The sequence below is a fragment of the Agathobaculum desmolans ATCC 43058 genome (assembly GCF_000701665.1).
GTDB classification, from domain to species: Bacteria; Bacillota; Clostridia; order Oscillospirales; family Butyricicoccaceae; genus Agathobaculum; species Agathobaculum desmolans.
Map to the genome: position 1 here is coordinate 37,947 of NZ_JNJN01000002.1, position 20,187 is coordinate 58,133.

Here is a 20,187-nt window from a genome sequence, read left to right on the forward strand (position 1 = left end):
CAAACTTATCCCTTACGCTGCGCCAAACCTGCCAGCACCTCATCCGCAGCCTGTGCGGTAAATGCAAGGTCGTTCTGCGTATGGGCAGAAGAGACAAACATCGCCTCAAACTGGCTGGGCACCAGATATACGCCGCGCAACAGCATTCCGTTAAAGTATGCGGCATAGGCCGCAGTATCGCTGGTTTTGGCGGCGGCAAAGCAGTCCACCGGCATTTCCGTAAAATACGGGCACAGCAGCGATCCCACCTGATTGACCTGCACCGACAGCCCATGCTGCGCCGCGCTCGTGCGCAGGTGGTTGGCCAGATACTGCGCCGATGTTTCCATCACCGTGTAAACCTCCGGATGGTCGATCAGAATTTGCAGCTGCGCCAGTCCGGCCGCCATCGCCACCGGATTGCCCGACAGCGTGCCCGCCTGATACACGGGGCCGCACGGCGCGACCTGCTCCATAAGCGCGCGACTGCCCGCATACGCGCCGACCGGCATGCCGCCCCCGATGATTTTGCCAAAGGTGACAAGATCGGCGCGCACCCCAAAATATTCCTGCGCACCGCCAGCCGCCAGCCGGAAACCGGTAATGACCTCGTCAAAAATCAGCAGCGCGCCATGCTTGTCACACAGTTCGCGCAGACGCTGCAAAAAGCCATTTTTCGGCGGCACCACACCCATATTGGCCGCAACCGGCTCGACAATGACCGCTGCCACCTCGCTCGGATTGGCATCCAACAGCCGCTCAACCGAAGCCGCATCGTTATACTGCGCCATCAGGGTATCCTGCGCCGCGCCGCGGGTCACACCGGCGGAGTCCGGCTCGCCCTGCGTCAGCGCACCGCTGCCCGCGCCGACGAGCATCGCGTCCGAATGTCCGTGGTAGCAGCCCTCAAATTTGATGATCTTATCCCGTCCAGTCGCACCGCGCGCCAGACGCACTGCGCTCATCACCGCCTCCGTGCCGCTGTTCACCATGCGCACCATTTCAATATGCGGCACCATGGCAACCATTTTTTCGGCCATCTCAACCTCCAGAGCGGTCGGCGCACCAAAGGACAGGCCGTTTACCATGCGGTCGTATACCGCTTTCAGAATATCCGGATGGCTGTGCCCCAGCACCATCGGCCCCCACGAGCCGACATAGTCGATATATTCCAGCCCATCCGCATCCAACACATGGCTGCCAAGCCCCTTGACCAGAAAACGCGGCTTGCCGCCCACCGCGCGGAACGCCCGCACCGGAGAATTGACGCCGCCGGGCAGCACCTTTTGTGCCCGCTCAAAAAGCTGTTCAGACTGTGTCATCAGCCGATATCCCCCTTTCGGATAGCGTCTGCGAGTTCAGGCGCATAATAGGTGATCAGAATATCTGCACCGGCGCGGAAAATGGACACCGCCGACTCGCACATCACGCCGTATTCATCAATCAGCCCCTGCGCCGCAGCCGCCTTCATCATTGCGTATTCGCCCGAAACCGCGTAAGCCGCAACCGGCAGATCAAACCGCTGGCGACATTGAAAGACCAGATCCAGATAACTCATGGCCGGCTTGATCATCAGGATATCCGCGCCCTCCTGCACATCAAGCGCGCATTCGCGCATGGCCTCCCGGCTGTTGTGCCAGTCCATCTGGTAGGAGCGGCGGTCGCCAAAGGCAGGCGCAGAGCCCGCCGCATCACGGAACGGGCCGTAGAACGAAGAGGCAAATTTGGCCGCATAACTCATGATGGGAACATTCTGAAACCCGTTGTCATCGAGCGCTTTACGGATCGCCGCCACACGTCCGTCCATCATATCGGAAGGCGCCACCATATCCGCGCCTGCGCGGGCGTGGCTGACTGCGATCTCCGCCAGACGAAGCAGCGTTTGGTCGTTGTCTACCTCCTGCCCGCACAGAATGCCGCAGTGACCGTGGCTGGTATATTCGCACATGCATACATCGGTGATAAGATACATGTCCGGATCAAGTTTTCGGATTTGGCGGAGACCCTGCTGCACCACACCGTCCTCTGCCCATGCGCCCGATCCGATTTCGTCCTTTTCCTTCGACAAACCGAACAGAATCAGGCGCGAAATGCCGTGTGCCTGCGCACGCTCCACCGCACGGTAGAGCTGGTCGGGCGAATAGTGGTACTGACCGGGCAGTGAGGGGATCTCCTGATAAATGTTTTCGCCCTCCACAATAAAAATAGGCCAGATCAGGCTTTCCGTGGAAAGGCGGGTCTCCCGCATCATTTTGCGCAGACCCAAAGAAGTACGCAGACGGCGCGGCCGGATAATATCGTTAAACATGGTGACAATCCTCCAATAAACACGCAATCATGTCGTCTATCGCGGCATTACTTGCGGTGATGGTTTTCATTTGATAGCGTTTGGCAATCTCCTCCGTCTGTGCGCCAATACACAGCGCGGTCATATCGGACAGATCCGTATCCCCGACGGCACGCACAAACCCTTCCACGGTGGAACCGCTTGTAAAAGTCACATAGTCGAGCGCACCCTCCGCCAGCAGGCGGCGCAGCTCATCCGTCCTGCCACAGCGGTACACCGTGTCATAAACCGGCACATCTGCCACGGTCATGCCGGCGCGGCGCAGCGCTTCCGGCAGTATTTTGCCGCCCTGCCGTGCGCGGAGCAGCAGTACGGCGCCCTTTTCCGGCAGCCGCTCAAGGAGCGCCGCCGCCAGATGCGCTCCGTCATACTGTGCGGGGATAAGGTCGGCTGTCAGCCCGTATGCGGCCAGCGCCTCTGCGGTGCCGCGGCCAATGGCGGCAAGCTGCATCCCATACAGCGCCCGCAGGTCGCGCCCCAGCCGCCGCAGCGCATCGGCTGCCGCCTTAACGCCTGCCGGACTGGTAAACGCCGCCCAGTCATACCGGTTTTCCAAAGCCGCGCGCAACGGCTCCAGTTCTGCCGCCGGTTCGATTGCGATGCACGGCGCTTCGATCACTTCCGCGCCGAGTGCGCGCAGTCGCGCGGTCAGGCCGCCCGCCCGCTCCTGCGGACGGGTCACGGCAATCCGCTTGCCATGCAGCGGCAGTCCCGTCCACCAGTCAAGCGTGTTGCTGCACGCGCACACCCGCCCAACAACGATCAGCGCCGGACTTTGCAATCCCTCCGTGCGCACCTGCGCCGCAAGGCCGGAAACCGTATCCACCACCTTGCGCTGTATGCCGCGCGTGCCGTTTTCAATGACCGTCGCCGGCATCTGCGGGTCCATGCCCGCCGCCAGCAGACCGTCCATCACCTGCTCCAAGGCGGCAAGCCCCATCAAAAACACCAGTGTGCCGCCCAACCGCACCAGACTGGGATAATCGATCTCCGGCTCTTTGCCCGCCCGCGCCTGCGCAGTGATGATGTGAACCGACGAGCCATACTCCCGATGCGTTACGGGGATACCGGCAAAAGCCGGTGCAGCAAGCGCGCTTGTTACCCCCGGGATGACGCGGAACGGTACGCCGTGGGCATGCAGGTATTCACATTCCTCCCCGCCGCGGCCAAACAGGTAGCAGTCCCCGCCCTTAAGACGGACGGTATTTTTCCCCGCCTGCGCCAGCCGTACCAGAATCGCGTTGATCTCCTCCTGCGGTACGGGATGCACGCCGGCGCGCTTGCCCACGTCGATGCGTTCCGCGCCGCAGGGGATCAGCGTCAAAATATCCGTGTCCACCAGCCGGTCATACACAACCACATCCGCACGGCGGATCGCCTCCGCGCCCGCCAGCGTCAGCAGCGCCCTGCTGCCCGGGCCTGCGCCGACCAACGTAACCATTCCCGTCATAGCATGCCCTCCGCCTGTCCTTTCAGCTGTAGGGCGAGCGTGCGCCCGAGCGCGGCGGCATCCTGCCGCGCCCCTGTCAGCGCCCCGCGCACAAGCGTTTTTTCATCTGCCGTCACATACAGCCCCCGCAGGTGAAGGCAGTCCTGCCGCACTTCCGCATAGGCCGCCGCCGGTGCAAAACAGCCGCCGCCCAGCGTTTTGATAAAACCGCGCTCGGCCAGCGCACAGTCATGCGCATCCCGGTCATCCAGCAGTCTTGTACATTCGGTCAGTTCGCCCGCGCGGCCCTGCACCGCAAGGATGCCCTGCCCGGCCGCCGGCAGCATCTCATCCGGTGAAAAATACCGGCTGATGCGGTTTTGCAGCCCCAACCGGTGCAAACCAGCCGCCGCCAGCACAAGCGCGCCGTATTCCCCGCGCTCCAGCTTGGCCAGTCGGGTCTGCACGTTGCCGCGCACTGGCTGTACGTCCATCTCCGGGAACAGCTCACCCAGCTGCACCCGCCGCCGGGCAGAGGAGCAGCCGATCGGGCGGGATTTATCCCATATGCCGTTTTCGGGCAGCACCAGCGCGTCCCGCGCGTCCTCCCGCGCAGGAAAAGCCACCAGCGGCAAACCGTCAGGCTGCTCCATCGGCACATCTTTCAGGCTGTGTACCGTCAAATCGACCGCGCCCTCTGCCAGCGCACGATCCAGTTCCCTGACAAACAGCCCCTTGCCGCCTACCTGATCGAGCGTCCGGTCCAGCACCATATCGCCCGTGGTTTTCATCGTAACCAGCGTGCAGTCCGGCCCGAGCGCGCGCATCACTTCCTCCGCCTGCCGGATGGCAAGGCGGCTGTCTCTGCTGCCGATTCGGATCATTCCATCGCCTCCAATACCGCGCGGATGCGGTTTGCCGCCGCCGCTGTTTTCCGATGCGCCGAGCCGTCGGATACCACCCCGGCAATCAGGCCGCTTCCCTCGCATACCGCGGGAAAGAAAAATGTGGATTCCGCAGCGCAATCCGCCGCCGAACACAGAATCCCGCATGCAGCACAGTCCTGCGTAATCTGCCGGTTAACATTCCGGTCATCCGTTGCCGCGACTGCCAGAAAAGCCCCCGAAAGATCGCTTTTCTCATAGCCGCGCCGTACATCCGGTACAAGATCAGACCGGCTCTCCGGTGCGATCACACGCACCTGCGCGCCAAACCGGCGCAGCACCTCCGCCCGGCGCGCGGCAATGCGCCCCGCGCCAAACACCACGCATTTTTTGCCCGACAGAGATACAAACAGCGGAAAGCGGGGCGTTTGCTTCGCCTGTTCGGGTGCGGGCTGCACCCAGCCGAACTGCGCGGCAAGAAAGCCCTGCATTTCTTCGAGCGTGCGGCCCTGTTCCCCGCGCGGACGGGCAATCACCAGCACCGCCGCGCCCGTCTCCCGCGCCGCCGTCAGCTTTTCGGCAAAGCCGCCGGCCTTGCCCGTGTCCTTGGTGACCAGAATATCCGCCTGCACCTGCCGCAGCAGGGCTGCGTTCATCTCGTGCGAAAACGGCCCCTGCATGGCAAGCAGATGTGCGCCCGTCAAACCCAGTTCCTCGCATTTTTGCAGCACGGGTACACTGGGCAGCACACGCACATACAACCGCTCCCGATACCCGTCCACCGCCGTGTAAGCGTCCAGCTCCTTGCTGCCGGTGGTCAGCAGCACCCTGCCCGGATGTGCGTTCAACCACGCGGCAGCCGCCGCGGCATCGGGCACGGTCACTACGCCGTCCGCCTGCTGCGCGGGGCGCAGCAGACGCGCATATTCCGCGCCGGTTTGCGCGCAGGCAGCACGAAGATTATCCGTCACAGCCGCAGCATAGGGGTGGGTCGCATCGACGAGCAGCGTATCCGCATCCAGCAGTGCAGTCATATCCGCCGTATCCAACCGTCCCTCGTGTACGGTAATGCCGGAAAGCGGCTCCATCACCGCCGCGCCATACTCCGTTGCCACATAGGCTGCGGCCTGTCCGCCGCAGGCGGAAACATAACGGCACAGCGCATGGCCTTCGCTCGTGCCGGAAAAAATCACAAGTTTCATACGCCGCGGTACCCACGGGGCGTGACCATGCGCCCGCCGATCACCTGCGTGCGCGAATTGCCGACGAACACCGTTGTCAGCATATCGACCGCCGTTTCCCGCAATGCGCCAAGCGTCGTCAGGGAATACGACTCCCCTTCCCGCCCGATGCAGCGCACTGTGCCGCACACGGTTTCCGACGGCAAAAGCTCGAGCAGGATGTCACACGCACGGCGCAAGTGATCCGTGCGTTTTTTGCTCGCGGGATTGTACAGGGCGATGCAGAAATCCCCCATCGCCGCCCCGCGCAGCCGCTTTTCGATAACCTCCCACGGCGTCAGCAGATCGGAAAGCGACACACAGGCAAAATCACACGTCAGTGGTGCGCCAAGCACCGCACCGCCCGCACAGGCGGCCGTCACGCCCGGAATGACTTCGACCTCAAGTTCCGGATACGGCGCACACACCTCAAGCAGCAGTCCTGCCATACCGTATACGCCCGCATCGCCCGAGGACACGACCGCCACGGTTTTGCCGGAAAGCGCCGCATCCCGCGCGGCCAGACAGCGGTCTACCTCGCGCGTCATACCGGTCTGGATGCGCTCCTTGCCGCGGAGCAGACCGTCGATCAATGTCAGATACAGCCCGTAGCCGGCAACGCAGTCGCACTGTTCCAGCGCGCGCACAGCACGCTGCGTCATCTGCTCCTCGCCGCCCGGCCCAATGCCGATGCAATACAGTTTCATTTTCCGCTCCCCCTTTTCATGTGCGCAAGGCAGGCTTCCAGCCGCTCCGGGATGACAATATCCTTCATGCCGCCCAGCAGCAGGTCAACCGTTTTATGCACGGCCAGCGCGGCCAGACCATCCAAATCGGCATCCTCATGCAGACTGTTATAGGCATGGTCATACCGCAGGCGGTCAAGAGCCGCATCCTTGATCTGCGCAATCACAGGCAGCGACTGCCGGTAGGCATGCCATTCGTTCCATTCTGCCTGTTCTTCCTTTATGATCTGCGCAGCTGCCGCGCGTTCAGCCGTATTGTGCTCGCCCAGATCGCCCAAATCGTCCAGATTCCAAACGGTCGGTCCGCACAAAGCCGCAGTCTGCTCAATATCGCGCGGCAGCGCCAAATCAACCAGCAGCGCCGGCGGCCTGTGCATGGCGGCGACGGCGGACGCCGTCACCGTAAAATGCGGGCTGGCCGTAGCTGAAACCACAAGATCCGCACCGTCCATCACCTCATACCGGCGATCATACGGCCACGCCGCGCAGCCGGACGGAACAACTGTTTCGCCGTGCCGGTAGGTGCGGAGCGTAACCGTCACGGCAGCCCCCCGCGCATGCAGTGCTGCAGCCGCCAGCCGCCCCATCTCTCCGTTGCCGATGACAATGGCTTTTTTCTCCCGCAGCGTACCGAAAAACGTCTCCGCCCGCCGCACGCCTGCCGCGGCAGCAGAAGCGGGCACACCGGTCAGCCGCGTCTCCGTGCGCACACGCTTGCCTGCTGTTACCGCACGGCGAAAGAGCGTATCGAGCACCGCGTCCATCGTCCCCGCCTCCCGCGCCAACGCGGCGGCTTCCCGCACCTGGGAAACGATCTGGTCATCCCCGAAAATCTGACTCTCCATACCGGCGGCCACGGACATCAGGTGATGCACCGCCGCATTTCCGCTGCGCCCAACGCTCACGGCGCGGTAAATGTCCGCGTCAAAATCCGCCGCCTGCGCCAGCACGGCAAGCACGTCCATTTCGGTATGTTCCGCCCCATGGATATACAGTTCGGTGCGGTTGCAGGTTGCCAGCAGCACACAGGCTGCAACGCCCCGCGCCGCAGCGATGCGCGGCAGCAGCGCCTGCACCTGCCCGCGTGTAAAGCAAACCGGCTCGCGCAGCGCCAGCGGCGCATGCGCAAAATCCACGCCCACCATCCAAAGATTCAAAATACAGCCCTCCAGCTTTGTTCAGCCAATGCAGCCGTCACACCGTCACGCGCAGTTTTGCGACAAATCAGCCGCCCGCCGTCCGATGATAATACCGCCGCCCGCTCGCACACATTATCCACGCCAACCGTCCGCTGTACAAAATCAGACGCCGTAAACGTTCCTTTTGCCGCAGCCAGTTCGGCGGCGGCAAAAACATGCAGCGGCAGGCCGTATTTTTGACAAAACGCCAAAAGTCCCGGTTCATCCCGCTTGATATCGACCGTTCCGACCGCGCATACCGCCGAAAGCGGTATGCCCGCGCTTTGCAGCACCGCCTGCACCGCCGCCTCTATTTTCTCCGGCGGGACAAGATGGCGGCAGCCCACGCCAAGATGCACAACGCGCGGCACAAGATGCAGCGTATGCGCGAAGGGCTGCGCCGCTGTATCATACCCGATGCAAAACCCGCTTTCCGCGGTCGCATCCATACTGATGTGCGGCGGCAGCCGTCCCTCTACCGGAAATGCAGACCGCAGGCCGACTGTTTCGCCGCGCAGCAGCGCACCCGATATATATTTTATCTGCTCCGGTTCCAACACCGCGCAGCCGTTTTCCTTTGCCCATGTATCCACCGCAAACACGCCGCGCCCATCGGTTGCAGTTGTTACAACGGCCTGCGCGCCCAAACCGGCCGCCAGCCGCTGCGCCAGCGCGTTTGCGCCGCCCAGATGTCCGGACAGAATCGGAATCACAAATTTGCCCGCCTCGTCCATCACGATCACCGCAGGATCAAACGCCTTACCTACCAGATACGGTGCAACCGCGCGCACCGCAATGCCAGCCGCGCCGACAAATACAATCAGATCACAGTCCACCATCGCCTGCTGGGCAAAGCGCGTCAATTCCGTACCCGCCAGAGACGGGTCAACCGTACGGGCGTATCGTTCGCATACAAAATCCGACAGAAGCGCAGCCGCACGCGCCGCCGTCTGTGCACCGACCGCCGTGAAGGAAACCAGCTTTGCTCGGTTCATCGGCTTGCCTCACGGAAACCGGTGGTAAACGCAGGATCATATAAGCAGCTCCGCTCATATCCACCGCCCAGAAAACCGCCCACCGTAATCAGCGCAGTTTTGGTGACGCCTTCGCGCGCGGCGGCGGCAGGCAGCTCTGCCACTGTGGTACGGACGACCTTTTCATCCGGCCACGTTGCTTTATAAACAATGGCGGCAGGCGTTTCCGGCGCATAGCCGCCCGCAATCAGGCGAGCCGAAAGCTCCTCCAGCATACCGGCCGAAAGAAATAGAACCATCGTCGCCCCATGGGCGGCCAGCGATTCAATCTTCTCTTTTTCCGGCACGGGCGTGCGCCCTTCCATACGGGTCAGGATGACCGTCTGGCTGACGTTCGGCAGCGTATACTCCGCCTTAAGCGCCGCCGCCGCACCGCAGAAGGAAGATACGCCCGGGCAAACCTCATACGGAAGCCCCAGCTTATCGAGCGCATCCATCTGTTCCCTGTGTGCGCCGTACACACACGGGTCGCCTGTGTGCAGGCGCACAACCGTCTGCCCTGCCCGCGCTGCCGGCGCCATCACCGCGATGACCTCCTCGAGCGTCATCTTCGCGCTGTCATATACCGTACAATCCGCCTTTTTGTATGCCAGCAGCGCCGGATTGACTAATGAACCTGCGTAAACGATTACATCAGCCTCGCCCAGCAAACGTGCGCCGCGCACCGTGATCAAATCAGGCGCACCCGAACCTGCGCCGACAAAATAGATCATTCCCGCTCCTCCTTAACCAAAATCAGTGAAAAATATCCTGCGGGCCGATCCAACGCAGACAAGTCGGTCACGATTCTCTCACCGTCCATACCGCATCGCTCGATCAATGCAGCCTGTTCCAACGCACCACGCGCCGCCAGCGCATCCCGCACTGCCAGCACCGACCGTCCCGCTTTCATCAATACTTTGCTGCCGGGCAGATCGAGCGCTTCCTCCACCGCACCATGCGTTGCCGGAATGATGTGCAGCATTTCGCCATCCTCACACAGCGCACGGCCAAGTGCCGCCGCTGCTGCACAAAAGGACGGTACGCCGGGCACCAGTTCGGTTGCATATCCGCGCGCGGCGACACGGCGCAGTACATACCAGCAGCTGGAATATACAGTGGGATCACCCAATGTCAGCAAGGCAACATCCCGCCCGGCATCCAACTGTGCACAAATCGCATCTGCCGCCTGCAGGTGGCAGGCATCGCGTACTGCGCGGTCACGCGTCATAGGCATTTCGCAGTGCAGCACCGGCTTGCCGCCGATATAGGCCGCCGCAATGGCAAGTGCGGTCTGGCCGCCGGTATCCGCCTGCGGCGCTGCGATCACCGCACTTTCCCGGATCACACGAATAGCCTTAGCGGTCATCAGTTCCGGATCGCCCGGCCCTACCCCAACTCCGTACAGTTTTCCCTGTTTCATATAGACCCCTTTAGTCTTTCACATAATTTCCGTGCACCCGGCGACTGCGCCAGCACGCCGTATTGTCCCGTAAACATGATAAATTCTGCCTGTACCTGTCCACGCAGCCGCTGCGCCAACCGTCTGCTGACTGCCGTACCAATGCGGTCAAGCACCGGCTGCCGCAGCCCGGCACGATCCAGCAGCGCCACGCAAGCATCCACAGAAATAGCTTGCATCAATGCTTCCAGCAGTTCATACTCGGCCCCGCACAGCGCCGCATAGGCGGTAAATATCTCCTTTCTGCCATCTGCCACAGCAGAATGTGTATTCATCACACCAGCGGCTATTTTTACCAGCTTACCCGCATGTCCGATCAGCAATATCTCCGTAAACCCACGGCAGGCCGCATGATCGAGCGCTTCTCCAACATAATTCGAACATTTCACCGCTTTTTCCAAATCCAACCCCAGTGCATTGCGTGCAAAATCTGCACCGTAGTTTCCCGGACATAAAAACGCAACCCGCTGTCCCTGCGCATATCGGCAATCCAATTCCAGCCGGATGGTGTCTGTCAGTGCCTTTTCGCTCATGGGTTCGACCACGCCGCTCGTTCCCAAAATCGAGATGCCGCCCACGATTCCGAGATGCGCATTATAGGTTTGCTGTGCAATCTCCTCTCCGTGCTCGGCCGACAGGGTAATAATCAGACCGCCCGTATACGCTGCTGCACGGCACACCTGCATCACTGCATCGGTGATTTGCCGCTGCGGCCCCGGATTGATCGCAGGCTCTCCCACCGGAACAGACAGTCCGGGCATTGTCACCACGCCGATCCCTGCACCGCCCTGTATAACAATGCCCTTTTCCATGCGGCACACCGCGGCAAAAATACGTATGCCATCGGTCACATCCGGGTCATCGCCAGCGTACTTACGAACCGCGCAAACGGCGGCATCCGTTTCCCAGTGCGCCTCATCCACCGGCAAAGTAAAGGTTAAACCCGCCGGGGTTGTCAGCCGGACAGCAGGCGGCACCACTCCGGTCAGCAGCATCTGTGCTGCCGCCTGTGCTGCCGCTGCGGCGCAGGTGCCGGTTGTCCATCCGCGGCGCAACGCCCGTCCCCCCTGATAGATGATCGTATTCTGATCCATGCCGTGGATATCCCCTTTCTAAAAAAGCGCCGTATCCGCACGCATTTTACGCAACGGACCGGCGCCGACAGCCCATTTCCCCCTTCCCGAAAAACAGGCTGTCCATCCACCGGCCATTCCTCGCAGCCGCATGCGCTTTCTATCCAAAAGGCAGGTATTCTGGCTCGGGTGTCTGCACACACGGTTAGTCTTCCCGGATACCCCCAGTGACATATCGAACCATGTGCTCTTCCCTTACAGCGGCGGGACCGCAGGGGAATCTCACCCCTTTCCCTATTCTCCCACCCCGGACAGGCAGGCACCTTTTGATATTCGAATCCAAAATTCAAATAAAGCTATTTTATTATAGCACGTCACAGCGTACTGTCAACGCGGCTGCATCGGTTTCGTCGATTTCCCGCACCGTATACGCCATACCGCGCGTTCCCGGCTATTGATTTGCAGAGCTGCCAAGCACATGGGATATTAAAGTGCGTAAAAAGCAGGGAGAAAACCGCAAATGCTTCATCGAAACGGCAAACAAATACGCAGACATCACACAAACCAAAGCATATCCGTATCCAACATAGTGATGCCGACCCCAAGCCGCTTGTAAAAATCCCAAAAAAGAGATACGGCATGACCGAAGTCACGCCGTCCTTAAACATCCTTGATTTGGATACGCTTATCGAAATGATCATTTCCTAAAATCATTTAAGAGCAGTGTGCATTTTTTGATGCCACCTTCATGCTGCAGCATTGCGCAACCGCTTATCAAGGATTGCATATTGGCACTGATAGAATCGGTCATGGTGCATCATCTGGTTGATCGACCTGCTCAGTCATATGGAAAGCGGTGCGCGGCACCGAAGGATTATCGTTTTCTACAATGTCAAAATAGTCCTCATTCTGGATCTCCGGACGGCGGTGCTGCACAATGGCAATCAAAAGCGCATACAACACAATGGCGACCAACCCGCCGGAAAAACCATTATTGTATAAATTCATGCCGGCAACCGGTGAACTGGTGTGCAGTACGACCGCAGAGTGCAAAAATCCGGCCAGCACACCGAACGACCAGCCAAAATAACCGGCGATCGGCGCAAGCGTTGTGCAGAACAGACCGGCGAGCTGCACTGCGCCATCCGCCAGCGACCACTGCATCATCATGCTGCCGAGCACAACACCGCCCATAATCGGCAGGATATTTTTCGCATGCTTGCCGAAGGCGGAAAAGCCCATGATTGTCAGAATACCGCCGGCAGTCGGACCGTTGAGGTTCCCGCCACTAAGAATGATAAACGCCAAACCAATCAAGCCGTTGATGCCGATGTTAACCAAAACAGGCGCCGGTCCAAACATGCGCAGATAATCGCTTGGTGCCCGCCCGCTGGTGCGCAGCAGTGCGCGGTAGGACAGCCATACCCGTTTGGGTGAACGGCGGCAGCAAAACAGGCCACTGATAATCAGCAGCAGGCAAAGACTACCGAGCAGGGCCGCGAATATGCGATCAGAGTCGGTAGCCCAGTGGTACCGGGTCGTGGGAGAAGCGCCGAAAGAACTGATGACCGGAACGATCAGAAAGGCCAGCAGACCGGAAGCAAAGCCGACGTTGTACAGGTTCATGCCGTTTTGAACCTTATACGTATAGGCCGAGAGCGCAGGCATAATGAACCCAATCAGCATGCCGGTTAAAATGCCGATCGGCAGCGCTGCACCACCGTTATCCAATACAAAGTAACTGACGATCGGTGCAAGAGCGGTCGACATCAGAGAGGTGGGCAGGTATTTGCCGAACGATTCGTGCCGCATTGCCGCATACAGCCGCGTACCGATCAGAAATGGCCAGATATTCACAAAGTTTTTGCCGAACAGGGAAAAACCAGACATCAGCCCAATCACGACCAACGTCAGCCCGTTCGGCGCTTCTTTACAGTGCTGCAGAAACAGGATCGAAATAGCTGTTACAAGAGCGGAGTTGACAAGCGCCGCACCCGCGCCGGCAACGAGCACATAATCAGTAATCAGCGCATCTTCGGTAAAGATAATCGTATGCAGTCCGCAAAGAATATGGGACGGACTGTCCAGCAGCAGACCGGTGAACAACAGAATCAATGTAAAACCCCATAAACAGGGAAAAAAAAATTGACGGTGCTTCGGTTTGTCGGATACGGTTTTCATAGACGCTTAGCCTCCGATGTGGCTTTTGCAGCCTGTTATTGATGCACTTATTGTAACAAAAAGCGTCTAACAAAGTCAAGCGGAGGCAGCAGCCGAAAATGTGCGGTATGTCAGAATGAAAAAGTTCTGCAGCCATTCGCAGAGGAGACCAATATGTGATACGCCAACAAACAGGGGAACAGCTTATGGAAATCACAAAGCAGAGGCACGTCCAACCTGCCAAGAAATTTCGAGCCCTAATCATTTTAGTTTTGCAATACATCCCCTGATTCCAGTTCAGCGCTTGCCGATGCATTCGAATCTATCCATCCTGCTTTTGCTTTCTGCACCAAATATTTATATTGCGGTAATATATTTATTTTGCCTTGAACCGTCCGATATATATTACAGGCGTATGACCTCACATCATTAAACCGGAAAGTAGAATACGATATATGAAAAAAAGGAAACTGTTTTCGCCAGAGCACCCGCCTCAGACGCGCGAAGCCTTGCAGGATATTGGGAAACGCTATTCCAATATTCTCACCGCTCTTATATTACTCCTGCTTTGTGTTATTCTCTGCTTGATTGTTCTGGCGGTCAAGCTCTCCTCACATACATATATTTTGACCGATGGAAACCGTTATGAAACCGTACATTTGTATCCCGGCACGATTGCTAAGGCACAAAAAATTTCAAACTTCCAAAACCTAAAGGTAATTGCCCAGCGCAGAGAGGGAAATACCACGTATATCACACTGGATCAAGAACTGAGTGCGCAGATCAAGACCAAGGATCAAACGATGACCGTCCCCTTTACGGCCTGCACCGTAGGCGAGCTGTTAGAACAGATTGGTATTGCTGTGGGCAAGGACGATATTGTAGTACCGGAACTCGACAAGTGGTTGGTGGAAAATACAGAAATCTCCATTACAGAAGTCAGCTATCGCTCTGAAGTTGAAACAGCGGCCATCCCTTTCCAAGTTGAAACCCGCCAAAATTCTGATATGGAGGACGGAACACAGCGCATCCTGCAATACGGAAAGAATGGCGAAAATGAAGTCACTTACCGTATTACGCTTCATGACGGTGCCCCGTTCGAAAAGGAAAAGGTTTTGGAAAAAGAAGTCCTTGCTCCTGTTAACTGCATCATAGAACAAGGAACCAAAAAACGATCTGCCGCGGAATCTTCTGCACCAGCACAACCAAGCAGGTATACCACAACAGATATCGGCTCCACTGTTGCAAACGGCTCTTCCGACGGCCAGCTGTCTACCGCAGGGCGGTCGCAAGTCTGGTCCGTCCCCGCCGGTATTCAGGATGATACTGCTTCCAAAACAATAACCGCCGCAGACGGTTCAACGTTCCGGTATTCTTCCGTCATTGACGTAACTGCAACCGCCTACCATCGAATTGAAGACGGCGGCCTCATCACTGCCAGCGGCACAACCACGCAATATGGTACCATTGCAGTTGACCCGCGTGTAATCCCATTAGGCAGCCGCGTATATGTTGTTTCGAACGGCGGTGACCAATCTTGGTCATATGGTCCCGGCATTGCCGAGGATACCGGCGGCTTAATCAAGGAAAACCGCATCGATCTGTTTTTCATGACCGGTGAGGAAGCTGATCAGTTTGGTGTCCGTCCAGCCAAAGTATACATATTAAACTGATTCTCTTATTATTTGCCTGCTATCCATTACAGGGGCCTCGAACGCAATGTCTGAAAAAGCATTACGCTCGAGGCCCCTGCCTGTTTAACATATTCGCTTTTATCCGGCTGCCTCATTCCCTATGCCCCGAAAATGTCTGCCGGCCGCAGCTATCTATCCGAATATTCATGCTTTCAGTGACCAAGTCATTTTCCATCCGCCATATTCATTGCTCCTGCTTGGATGAATTATCCTGTTTCAGCAGCTGCAATAGCTGCATGGGCGAAACCTCCTCCCTTGCAGCGGCCGCATTTTCCCTGCGGGCTGCTATCAGTTCCTCCCGCAGAACCGACACGTTGCGCGGCGCATCTATTGACAGGCGGACACGCCCTACCCCGATCTCCTGAACCGTAATTGTAATGTCCTCGCCGATCACAAAGGACTGTCCTTCTTTCCGCTGTAATATCAGCACTGCGCTCCCCCCTGTCGTCCGATTGATTCCAGAGGGCACTGCATATCATATTCATCCAGTATCACCTGACAGGCCTGCCTCGTCCGGTCATTCAGGACGATGGGGCATCTCAGGTTTACCGTGCTCTTCCACACCGGCTTATTGACCCTGCAAAGCGTATAATAGCATAAGTCCTCGCTCTTCTCCACCTGCATTTGAAGCAGCTCGGACTTTGCTAACTTTGGCTGATAAGTTGGCATCAGCATAAACGGGTTCAGCGCAGTAAAAGCCAGCGACGGCGTTTCTACGCTTTGCAGGCATAACAGGAAGTCCTCCTCCTTAGCAAAGGGGAGGAGGACAAATTTTTTTTCCTGTTCAAAACCGAAAATACCATTGGGGAAAAACAGCAGCGTTTGCTCGTCTACCTGTATTGTTCCAAAATATTTGGTTTCAATTTTCATTCCAGTCTCCTTCGTTAAACCGTTTCATCCAACGGCTTGTATCCCGGCTCCGCCGACGGCGGCACATAGACCGGCCCGCCAATATATTTGATAATCACGTCCGGACGCTGCGTTACGGTAAATTCAATATTACCCGGTATAAATTCCACATCACCATTTCCAATGCGCCAGTCAAAATTCAGCTTATCCATCTCATAGCGAATATTCAACTCTCCGGCATCCCAAGAAATATCCGGGCCTGTGCTGGGCAGAAATGTCATAGCAACATCCGTATTGACCTGCTGGGATTCCATCGCAAACTGCGTAATCAACTGCTCACCAATTTTTGCCTGAAGCAGCAATTTTCCGTGCCTCGCATAGGTGCCTGTTGTTTCATAAACCTGTTCGCGCCCTTTTTGTGCTGCCTGTTCAATACTGCGCATTGCGGTTGGTGTGATGGAATTACGCGCTTCAAACGTATCCAAGTTCAGCCGGATGGGCTTGCTGCGTATTTGCAGACCGCCCTCGCTGCGTGAAATCTCCAAATCCACTTGCGACCTTTTGTATTCCAGCCGCGCATGGTTTACCTTCATTTCCAATTCGATCGGAACATTTTTAATCTCTATCAGCCGTTCCATAGCGCTGTACACCTCTTTTGTCCGTACCCATATTAAGACATATAGTCAATAAACGATTGCGACAGCACATTGTTGCCAACCCGCAGCGCGGCATTGTAGCTGTACTGCGCATACACAAATGTGCTCAACGCATCCGCCAGGTCCACTCTGTCAAGCGACTCATATTGCTCTGTAAGCGTATCCCCGGTAGAGGTCAGGCGGGCGTCATTCGACTTCAAAAACTGGGCTTTCGTATCCAGCTCCGCCCGGTTGGAGTTAAACTCGGAATAGGACTCCTGCATCTTATCAAACAGCGCGTTTGCCTTTTCCTGATCTGCCGCATTCATCTTATCGCTTCCATCAGCTGCCGAGTCTACCAGAAGCTGCCCCATCTGGGCTGTCAGCGAAATAATATCCTTGGGCGAACCATCCTTATAAGTGCCGAAGCCCAACAGCCCCGCACCGGAAATCGCCGTATTGAATGCGGTGGAAGAAATGACCTGTTCATTCTCATCCAGCTGCAGGCCCAAGCCTATATCCACAAAGGTAGACTCCTTGCTCCACTCTTCCAGCTTCTTCAGCTCATCCGGATCCTTTGTCGCCATATCTATCCCGCGGAAATACAGCTTTCCATCCTTCAGTTCAAACGGAGCCTCCGCGCCATTTGCGCCGGCAAACACAAACTTGTCGCCATACTTGGCGTTCAGCGTTTTAACCATGCCTTCCGCAGTATTCAGCATGGTTTTTCCAATTTCCGCACGGGCGCTTGATTTAGAACCGTCCACGCCCTGCTCGGCCTGATCGAGCGCCGTATTATACTGATCTGCGATTTTCTGCAGGCTCGCCTGCGCCGACTCAAATTTGTGGATCGCGGATTCGCTGGTTTTTTTCTGAAAATCATTACGCGCAGAGGCCGCATGCACACGGAACGACTGCGCCGCCAACGCCGGATCTTCCGAAAAGGAGTTGAACCGACGGCCTGTCAAAACAGTGTTCATCGCATAGTACTGGTTCCAGCTTGCTTTCGCCAAGTTTCCCCGATAGGTACGAAGCGTACCGTTTGTTGTAACCCGAAACATCACTATAACTCCTTTCTATCAGCGGCCAACAATGCCCATGCCGTTAATTACTTTATCCATCGCTTCATCCAGCGCCGTCATCAGACGGCAGGCAGCTGCAAATGACTTTTGATATTGCAGCAGGTTCATGCCTTCCTCGTTCAGATCGACACCGGCAACGCTGTCCCTGCTGGTATTGATGCCATCCGCAGCTGCGGCATAGGTTTCATAAATGGTGTTGGTTGTATTCTTATGTGCACCCAGCACGCCTTCCATATTAGCGTAACAGCCTTCCAGATTGCCCTTGTAAATCGGATCTCCGGAAACAATTCCGCCAATCTTACCGTCGCCAAGGGAAAATTTGTCGGTTTCATTACCTTTCGCATCCGTAAAGGAAATATCCGTCACCAGATTGCACAGCGAACCATCCGGGACAACCGCCTTATCATCGAAGGTGATCGTTGTCCCATCATCAGTCACCGTAAAAATCTTATTTACATCCGCATTCCCCTGCAAAGCCTTCGCCAAGTTAGTCTGAGTCTCTTCTGCTGTTGCGCCAGCTTGGAACTTGACCTCCACCGTATGCTCCTGATTCATGCCATCAATATAAGTAATATGTGCAGTCAGGTCCGTTCCCGGCGCAAGTGCGTTATCCTGCTTCGGCTCTCCGGTTGTAAAGGCCGTATTATTCGTGCGGACGATATCGCTTGGCCGGAAGGTATAGCCTGCCTCAAATACATTGATCAGCCGGTTGATGTTATCATTCATCGTACCCTGCACCGGATTACCCGAAACCGAAGCCACAACTTGTGTCTCGCCGCTCTTCCATGCGCTTGAAATGGAAATATTCCCTGCGGTAATCACAGTATTCGGTTTTTTCGGATCATCTCCCTCTGCCGTAAACAGGTTGCCCGCCTGATCCTGCGCTATCTCTCCATTTGCGCCAGGATCCGAGAAAGATGTGCCATCCGGGCGGGTGGTATTGATCCGGTTCATCTCGGTTGCAAACTTGTTTGCCAAAGCGTCCAGCGATTTCTGATAATACGGTATCCCACGAATCGACTTATCGCCGCCGTCCGTGCGGAACTCGCCTGCACCGGTCAGCATCTGGCGGGTGGATTCCAGCGCACCATATCCGTGCCCCTCGTCCACAGTCGTCGTATTGGCCGGTACAGCGGCGATCGACTTGGTATCCCCCAAAGTAATGCCGGTGCCGCCAGCACCCAGCTTCATCTCCGTTACGACGGCGGCCTGAGCGCCTGTGCCTGTCGAAGTCATGACAAGCCCGTTCGAGGTCGCCTTAGCTGTGAACAGGTCTTTCAGCGTAGTATTTTTATTTAGGGCATCTGCCAGATTAGACAGTGTCGTTTCACGCGCTTTCGCAACCTCTTCCGGGGTATCATCCGCTGGCTTCGCCACCGTGAAATCGACAGGTACGGTATGTTCCTTGCCATCCTTGTCCTTGTAAGTGATATTGACCGTCTGCTGTCCGCCCGGTGCGTTCTTTCTAAAATCCAGCCCTTGAAGCTGGAACTGAGAATTCGTGTTGGACACCTGCGTCTGATAGGTAGAGTCGTGCAGCTCGCTGATGGACAGCCGCAGCAAGTCATCCAGCACCGGTTTGCCGTCCGCATCCACCATTGGGTCGCCATTGCCATCCACTTTTTGCTTGATCGACAAATCTGCACGATAAATGCCGTCAATCAGCGTGGCCCCGGGCTTATTCGTCTTATTATCCACCATTTTAATGGTGAGTTTTTCGACCGAAAAGCCTGCTCCAAGGTTTTCCTTGCTGTAAGTTACATCAATTTTCATATATTCGGAAAGCTGATCGATCAGCATATTCCGTTGATCGCGCAGTTCAAGCGCCGGATCCCCGTTAATATCCGAACGGCGGATCTCCTCGTTCAGCTCCTGCAATTTTTTCAGGATATTGTCGGCTTGCTGTACATCTTGTTTGTATTGATTGTATACATTCTCAAATACAGTCTGCAAATTCTTGGCGCTTGTATTGAGCAGCTGGCACAGCGCTTCCGCCGAACTGCGTACCAGCGAGTCAAATTCTTTTTCGCCCACATGGTCATTCAGGTCATTCAGCTTTCCCAGCAGATCCTGAATCTGGGTGGTGATGCCGGTCTTGTTTACATCATTGATCACGCTCTCCAGCTGATCCAGCCCATTGAGTGTTGCGCCGGCTGAGCCGACGCTCGACATCTCCTTCCGGAACCGGATATCCAAAAACGGATCGCGCAGCTGGGAAACGCCAGCCAGCATAACACCCGAGCCAACCGAAGCAGAATTTTGGGAATGGTACAGCCCCGATCCGCTTGTGATAAAGCTGTATTGATCCAGTCTTTGACGGGTATAACCCTGCGTATTGATATTAGAAATATTGTGACCTGTGACATTCAGCGCCATTTGGCTTGCAATCATGCCCAAACGCGCCACAGTAAACTCACCAAAAGTAGCCATTGCGCT

18 protein-coding genes and 1 riboswitch are annotated in these 20,187 nt (G+C 56.9%); of the genes, 1 reads left to right on the top strand and 17 read right to left on the bottom strand.

The genetic code is table 11. From position 1 onward, the window contains the following. Positions 1–5: 5 nt before the first annotated feature. The 12 genes from hemL to T363_RS0100945 form a co-directional block, all read right to left on the bottom strand. Positions 6–1,301 carry a glutamate-1-semialdehyde 2,1-aminomutase gene (gene hemL, locus T363_RS0100890; RefSeq protein WP_031472328.1) on the bottom strand — a complete coding sequence of 432 codons (1,296 nt, stop codon included), beginning with the start codon at positions 1,299–1,301 and terminating at the stop codon, positions 6–8. Then, the gene (hemB, locus tag T363_RS0100895) at positions 1,301–2,287 is read right to left on the bottom strand and encodes a porphobilinogen synthase (protein WP_031472330.1); all 987 of its coding nucleotides are present in this window, start codon (positions 2,285–2,287) and stop codon (positions 1,301–1,303) included. Before hemB ends, hemL begins: the two co-directional genes overlap by 1 nt. Next, on the bottom strand, positions 2,280–3,776 hold the full coding sequence (cobA, locus tag T363_RS0100900; RefSeq protein WP_031472332.1) for a uroporphyrinogen-III C-methyltransferase: 1,497 nt from the start codon (positions 3,774–3,776) through the stop codon (positions 2,280–2,282). The genes hemB and cobA overlap by 8 nt, the downstream gene beginning before the upstream one ends. After that, a complete protein-coding gene (gene hemC / locus T363_RS0100905; protein WP_031472334.1) occupies positions 3,773–4,639 on the bottom strand; it encodes a hydroxymethylbilane synthase in 867 nt (288 codons plus the stop codon). Before hemC ends, cobA begins: the two co-directional genes overlap by 4 nt. Further along, on the bottom strand, positions 4,636–5,841 hold the full coding sequence (gene cobK / locus T363_RS0100910) for a precorrin-6A reductase (RefSeq protein ID WP_031472336.1): 1,206 nt from the start codon (positions 5,839–5,841) through the stop codon (positions 4,636–4,638). The genes hemC and cobK overlap by 4 nt, the downstream gene beginning before the upstream one ends. Further along, entirely contained in the window at positions 5,838–6,566 is a 729-nt protein-coding gene (cobJ, locus tag T363_RS0100915; protein ID WP_031472338.1) for a precorrin-3B C(17)-methyltransferase, read from the bottom strand. Before cobJ ends, cobK begins: the two co-directional genes overlap by 4 nt. Then, the gene (gene hemA, locus T363_RS0100920; protein WP_051643000.1) at positions 6,563–7,762 is read right to left on the bottom strand and encodes a glutamyl-tRNA reductase; all 1,200 of its coding nucleotides are present in this window, start codon (positions 7,760–7,762) and stop codon (positions 6,563–6,565) included. Before hemA ends, cobJ begins: the two co-directional genes overlap by 4 nt. Further along, the gene (locus tag T363_RS0100925; RefSeq protein ID WP_034971386.1) at positions 7,759–8,778 is read right to left on the bottom strand and encodes a cobalt-precorrin 5A hydrolase; all 1,020 of its coding nucleotides are present in this window, start codon (positions 8,776–8,778) and stop codon (positions 7,759–7,761) included. Before T363_RS0100925 ends, hemA begins: the two co-directional genes overlap by 4 nt. Next, the gene (cobM, locus tag T363_RS0100930) at positions 8,775–9,530 is read right to left on the bottom strand and encodes a precorrin-4 C(11)-methyltransferase (protein WP_031472344.1); all 756 of its coding nucleotides are present in this window, start codon (positions 9,528–9,530) and stop codon (positions 8,775–8,777) included. The genes T363_RS0100925 and cobM overlap by 4 nt, the downstream gene beginning before the upstream one ends. Beyond that, a complete protein-coding gene (cobI, locus tag T363_RS0100935) occupies positions 9,527–10,219 on the bottom strand; it encodes a precorrin-2 C(20)-methyltransferase (RefSeq protein WP_031472346.1) in 693 nt (230 codons plus the stop codon). Before cobI ends, cobM begins: the two co-directional genes overlap by 4 nt. After that, positions 10,216–11,352, bottom strand: a complete 1,137-nt coding sequence (cbiD, locus tag T363_RS0100940) for a cobalt-precorrin-5B (C(1))-methyltransferase CbiD (RefSeq protein WP_031472348.1) — start codon at positions 11,350–11,352, stop codon at positions 10,216–10,218. Before cbiD ends, cobI begins: the two co-directional genes overlap by 4 nt. A gap of 132 nt (positions 11,353–11,484) precedes the next feature. After that, positions 11,485–11,673: riboswitch (cobalamin riboswitch) on the bottom strand. Between the two features lie 465 nt (positions 11,674–12,138). Continuing rightward, positions 12,139–13,446 (bottom strand): DUF1576 domain-containing protein, encoded by a 1,308-nt coding sequence (locus tag T363_RS0100945; RefSeq protein WP_242840206.1) that lies wholly within the window; start codon positions 13,444–13,446, stop codon positions 12,139–12,141. A gap of 554 nt (positions 13,447–14,000) precedes the next feature. On the opposite strand from T363_RS0100945, the gene T363_RS14870 reads away from it, so the two are divergent. Then, on the top strand, positions 14,001–15,164 hold the full coding sequence (locus T363_RS14870) for a 3D domain-containing protein (RefSeq protein WP_161645934.1): 1,164 nt from the start codon (positions 14,001–14,003) through the stop codon (positions 15,162–15,164). A gap of 205 nt (positions 15,165–15,369) precedes the next feature. Here the strand turns inward: T363_RS14870 and T363_RS0100960 are convergent, their stop codons facing one another. From T363_RS0100960 to T363_RS14875, 5 genes are read right to left on the bottom strand one after another with little or no spacing between them, the layout of a single operon-like run. Beyond that, complete coding sequence (locus T363_RS0100960; protein ID WP_031472353.1) at positions 15,370–15,615, bottom strand: carbon storage regulator; 246 nt, start codon at positions 15,613–15,615, stop codon at positions 15,370–15,372. Further along, entirely contained in the window at positions 15,609–16,055 is a 447-nt protein-coding gene (gene fliW / locus T363_RS0100965) for a flagellar assembly protein FliW (protein ID WP_031472354.1), read from the bottom strand. Before fliW ends, T363_RS0100960 begins: the two co-directional genes overlap by 7 nt. Positions 16,056–16,069: 14 nt before the next feature. Next, positions 16,070–16,672 carry a DUF6470 family protein gene (locus T363_RS0100970; protein ID WP_031472355.1) on the bottom strand — a complete coding sequence of 201 codons (603 nt, stop codon included), beginning with the start codon at positions 16,670–16,672 and terminating at the stop codon, positions 16,070–16,072. A 32-nt stretch (positions 16,673–16,704) separates the two neighbouring features. After that, positions 16,705–17,730 carry a hypothetical protein gene (locus tag T363_RS0100975; protein WP_031472357.1) on the bottom strand — a complete coding sequence of 342 codons (1,026 nt, stop codon included), beginning with the start codon at positions 17,728–17,730 and terminating at the stop codon, positions 16,705–16,707. An 18-nt stretch (positions 17,731–17,748) separates the two neighbouring features. After that, a complete protein-coding gene (locus T363_RS14875; protein WP_051643002.1) occupies positions 17,749–20,181 on the bottom strand; it encodes a flagellar hook-associated protein FlgK in 2,433 nt (810 codons plus the stop codon). Between the last annotated feature and the right edge of the window lie 6 nt (positions 20,182–20,187).

Excerpts from the sequence above, each read along its gene's own strand:
- hemB (WP_031472330.1), bottom strand. The coding sequence starts at position 2,287 with ATGTTTAACGATATTATCCGGCCGCGCCGTCTGCGTACTTCTTTGGGT.
- cobI (WP_031472346.1), bottom strand. The coding sequence starts at position 10,219 with ATGAAACAGGGAAAACTGTACGGAGTTGGGGTAGGGCCGGGCGATCCG.
- cobM (WP_031472344.1), bottom strand. The coding sequence starts at position 9,530 with ATGATCTATTTTGTCGGCGCAGGTTCGGGTGCGCCTGATTTGATCACG.
- cobA (WP_031472332.1), bottom strand. The coding sequence starts at position 3,776 with ATGACGGGAATGGTTACGTTGGTCGGCGCAGGCCCGGGCAGCAGGGCG.
- fliW (WP_031472354.1), bottom strand. The coding sequence starts at position 16,055 with ATGAAAATTGAAACCAAATATTTTGGAACAATACAGGTAGACGAGCAA.
- cobJ (WP_031472338.1), bottom strand. The coding sequence starts at position 6,566 with ATGAAACTGTATTGCATCGGCATTGGGCCGGGCGGCGAGGAGCAGATG.
- T363_RS0100975 (WP_031472357.1), bottom strand. The coding sequence starts at position 17,730 with ATGTTTCGGGTTACAACAAACGGTACGCTTCGTACCTATCGGGGAAAC.
- cobK (WP_031472336.1), bottom strand. The coding sequence starts at position 5,841 with ATGAAACTTGTGATTTTTTCCGGCACGAGCGAAGGCCATGCGCTGTGC.
- hemL (WP_031472328.1), bottom strand. The coding sequence starts at position 1,301 with ATGACACAGTCTGAACAGCTTTTTGAGCGGGCACAAAAGGTGCTGCCC.
- cbiD (WP_031472348.1), bottom strand. The coding sequence starts at position 11,352 with ATGGATCAGAATACGATCATCTATCAGGGGGGACGGGCGTTGCGCCGC.
- T363_RS0100970 (WP_031472355.1), bottom strand. The coding sequence starts at position 16,672 with ATGGAACGGCTGATAGAGATTAAAAATGTTCCGATCGAATTGGAAATG.
- T363_RS0100925 (WP_034971386.1), bottom strand. The coding sequence starts at position 8,778 with ATGAACCGAGCAAAGCTGGTTTCCTTCACGGCGGTCGGTGCACAGACG.
- T363_RS14875 (WP_051643002.1), bottom strand. The coding sequence starts at position 20,181 with ATGGCTACTTTTGGTGAGTTTACTGTGGCGCGTTTGGGCATGATTGCA.
- hemC (WP_031472334.1), bottom strand. The coding sequence starts at position 4,639 with ATGATCCGAATCGGCAGCAGAGACAGCCGCCTTGCCATCCGGCAGGCG.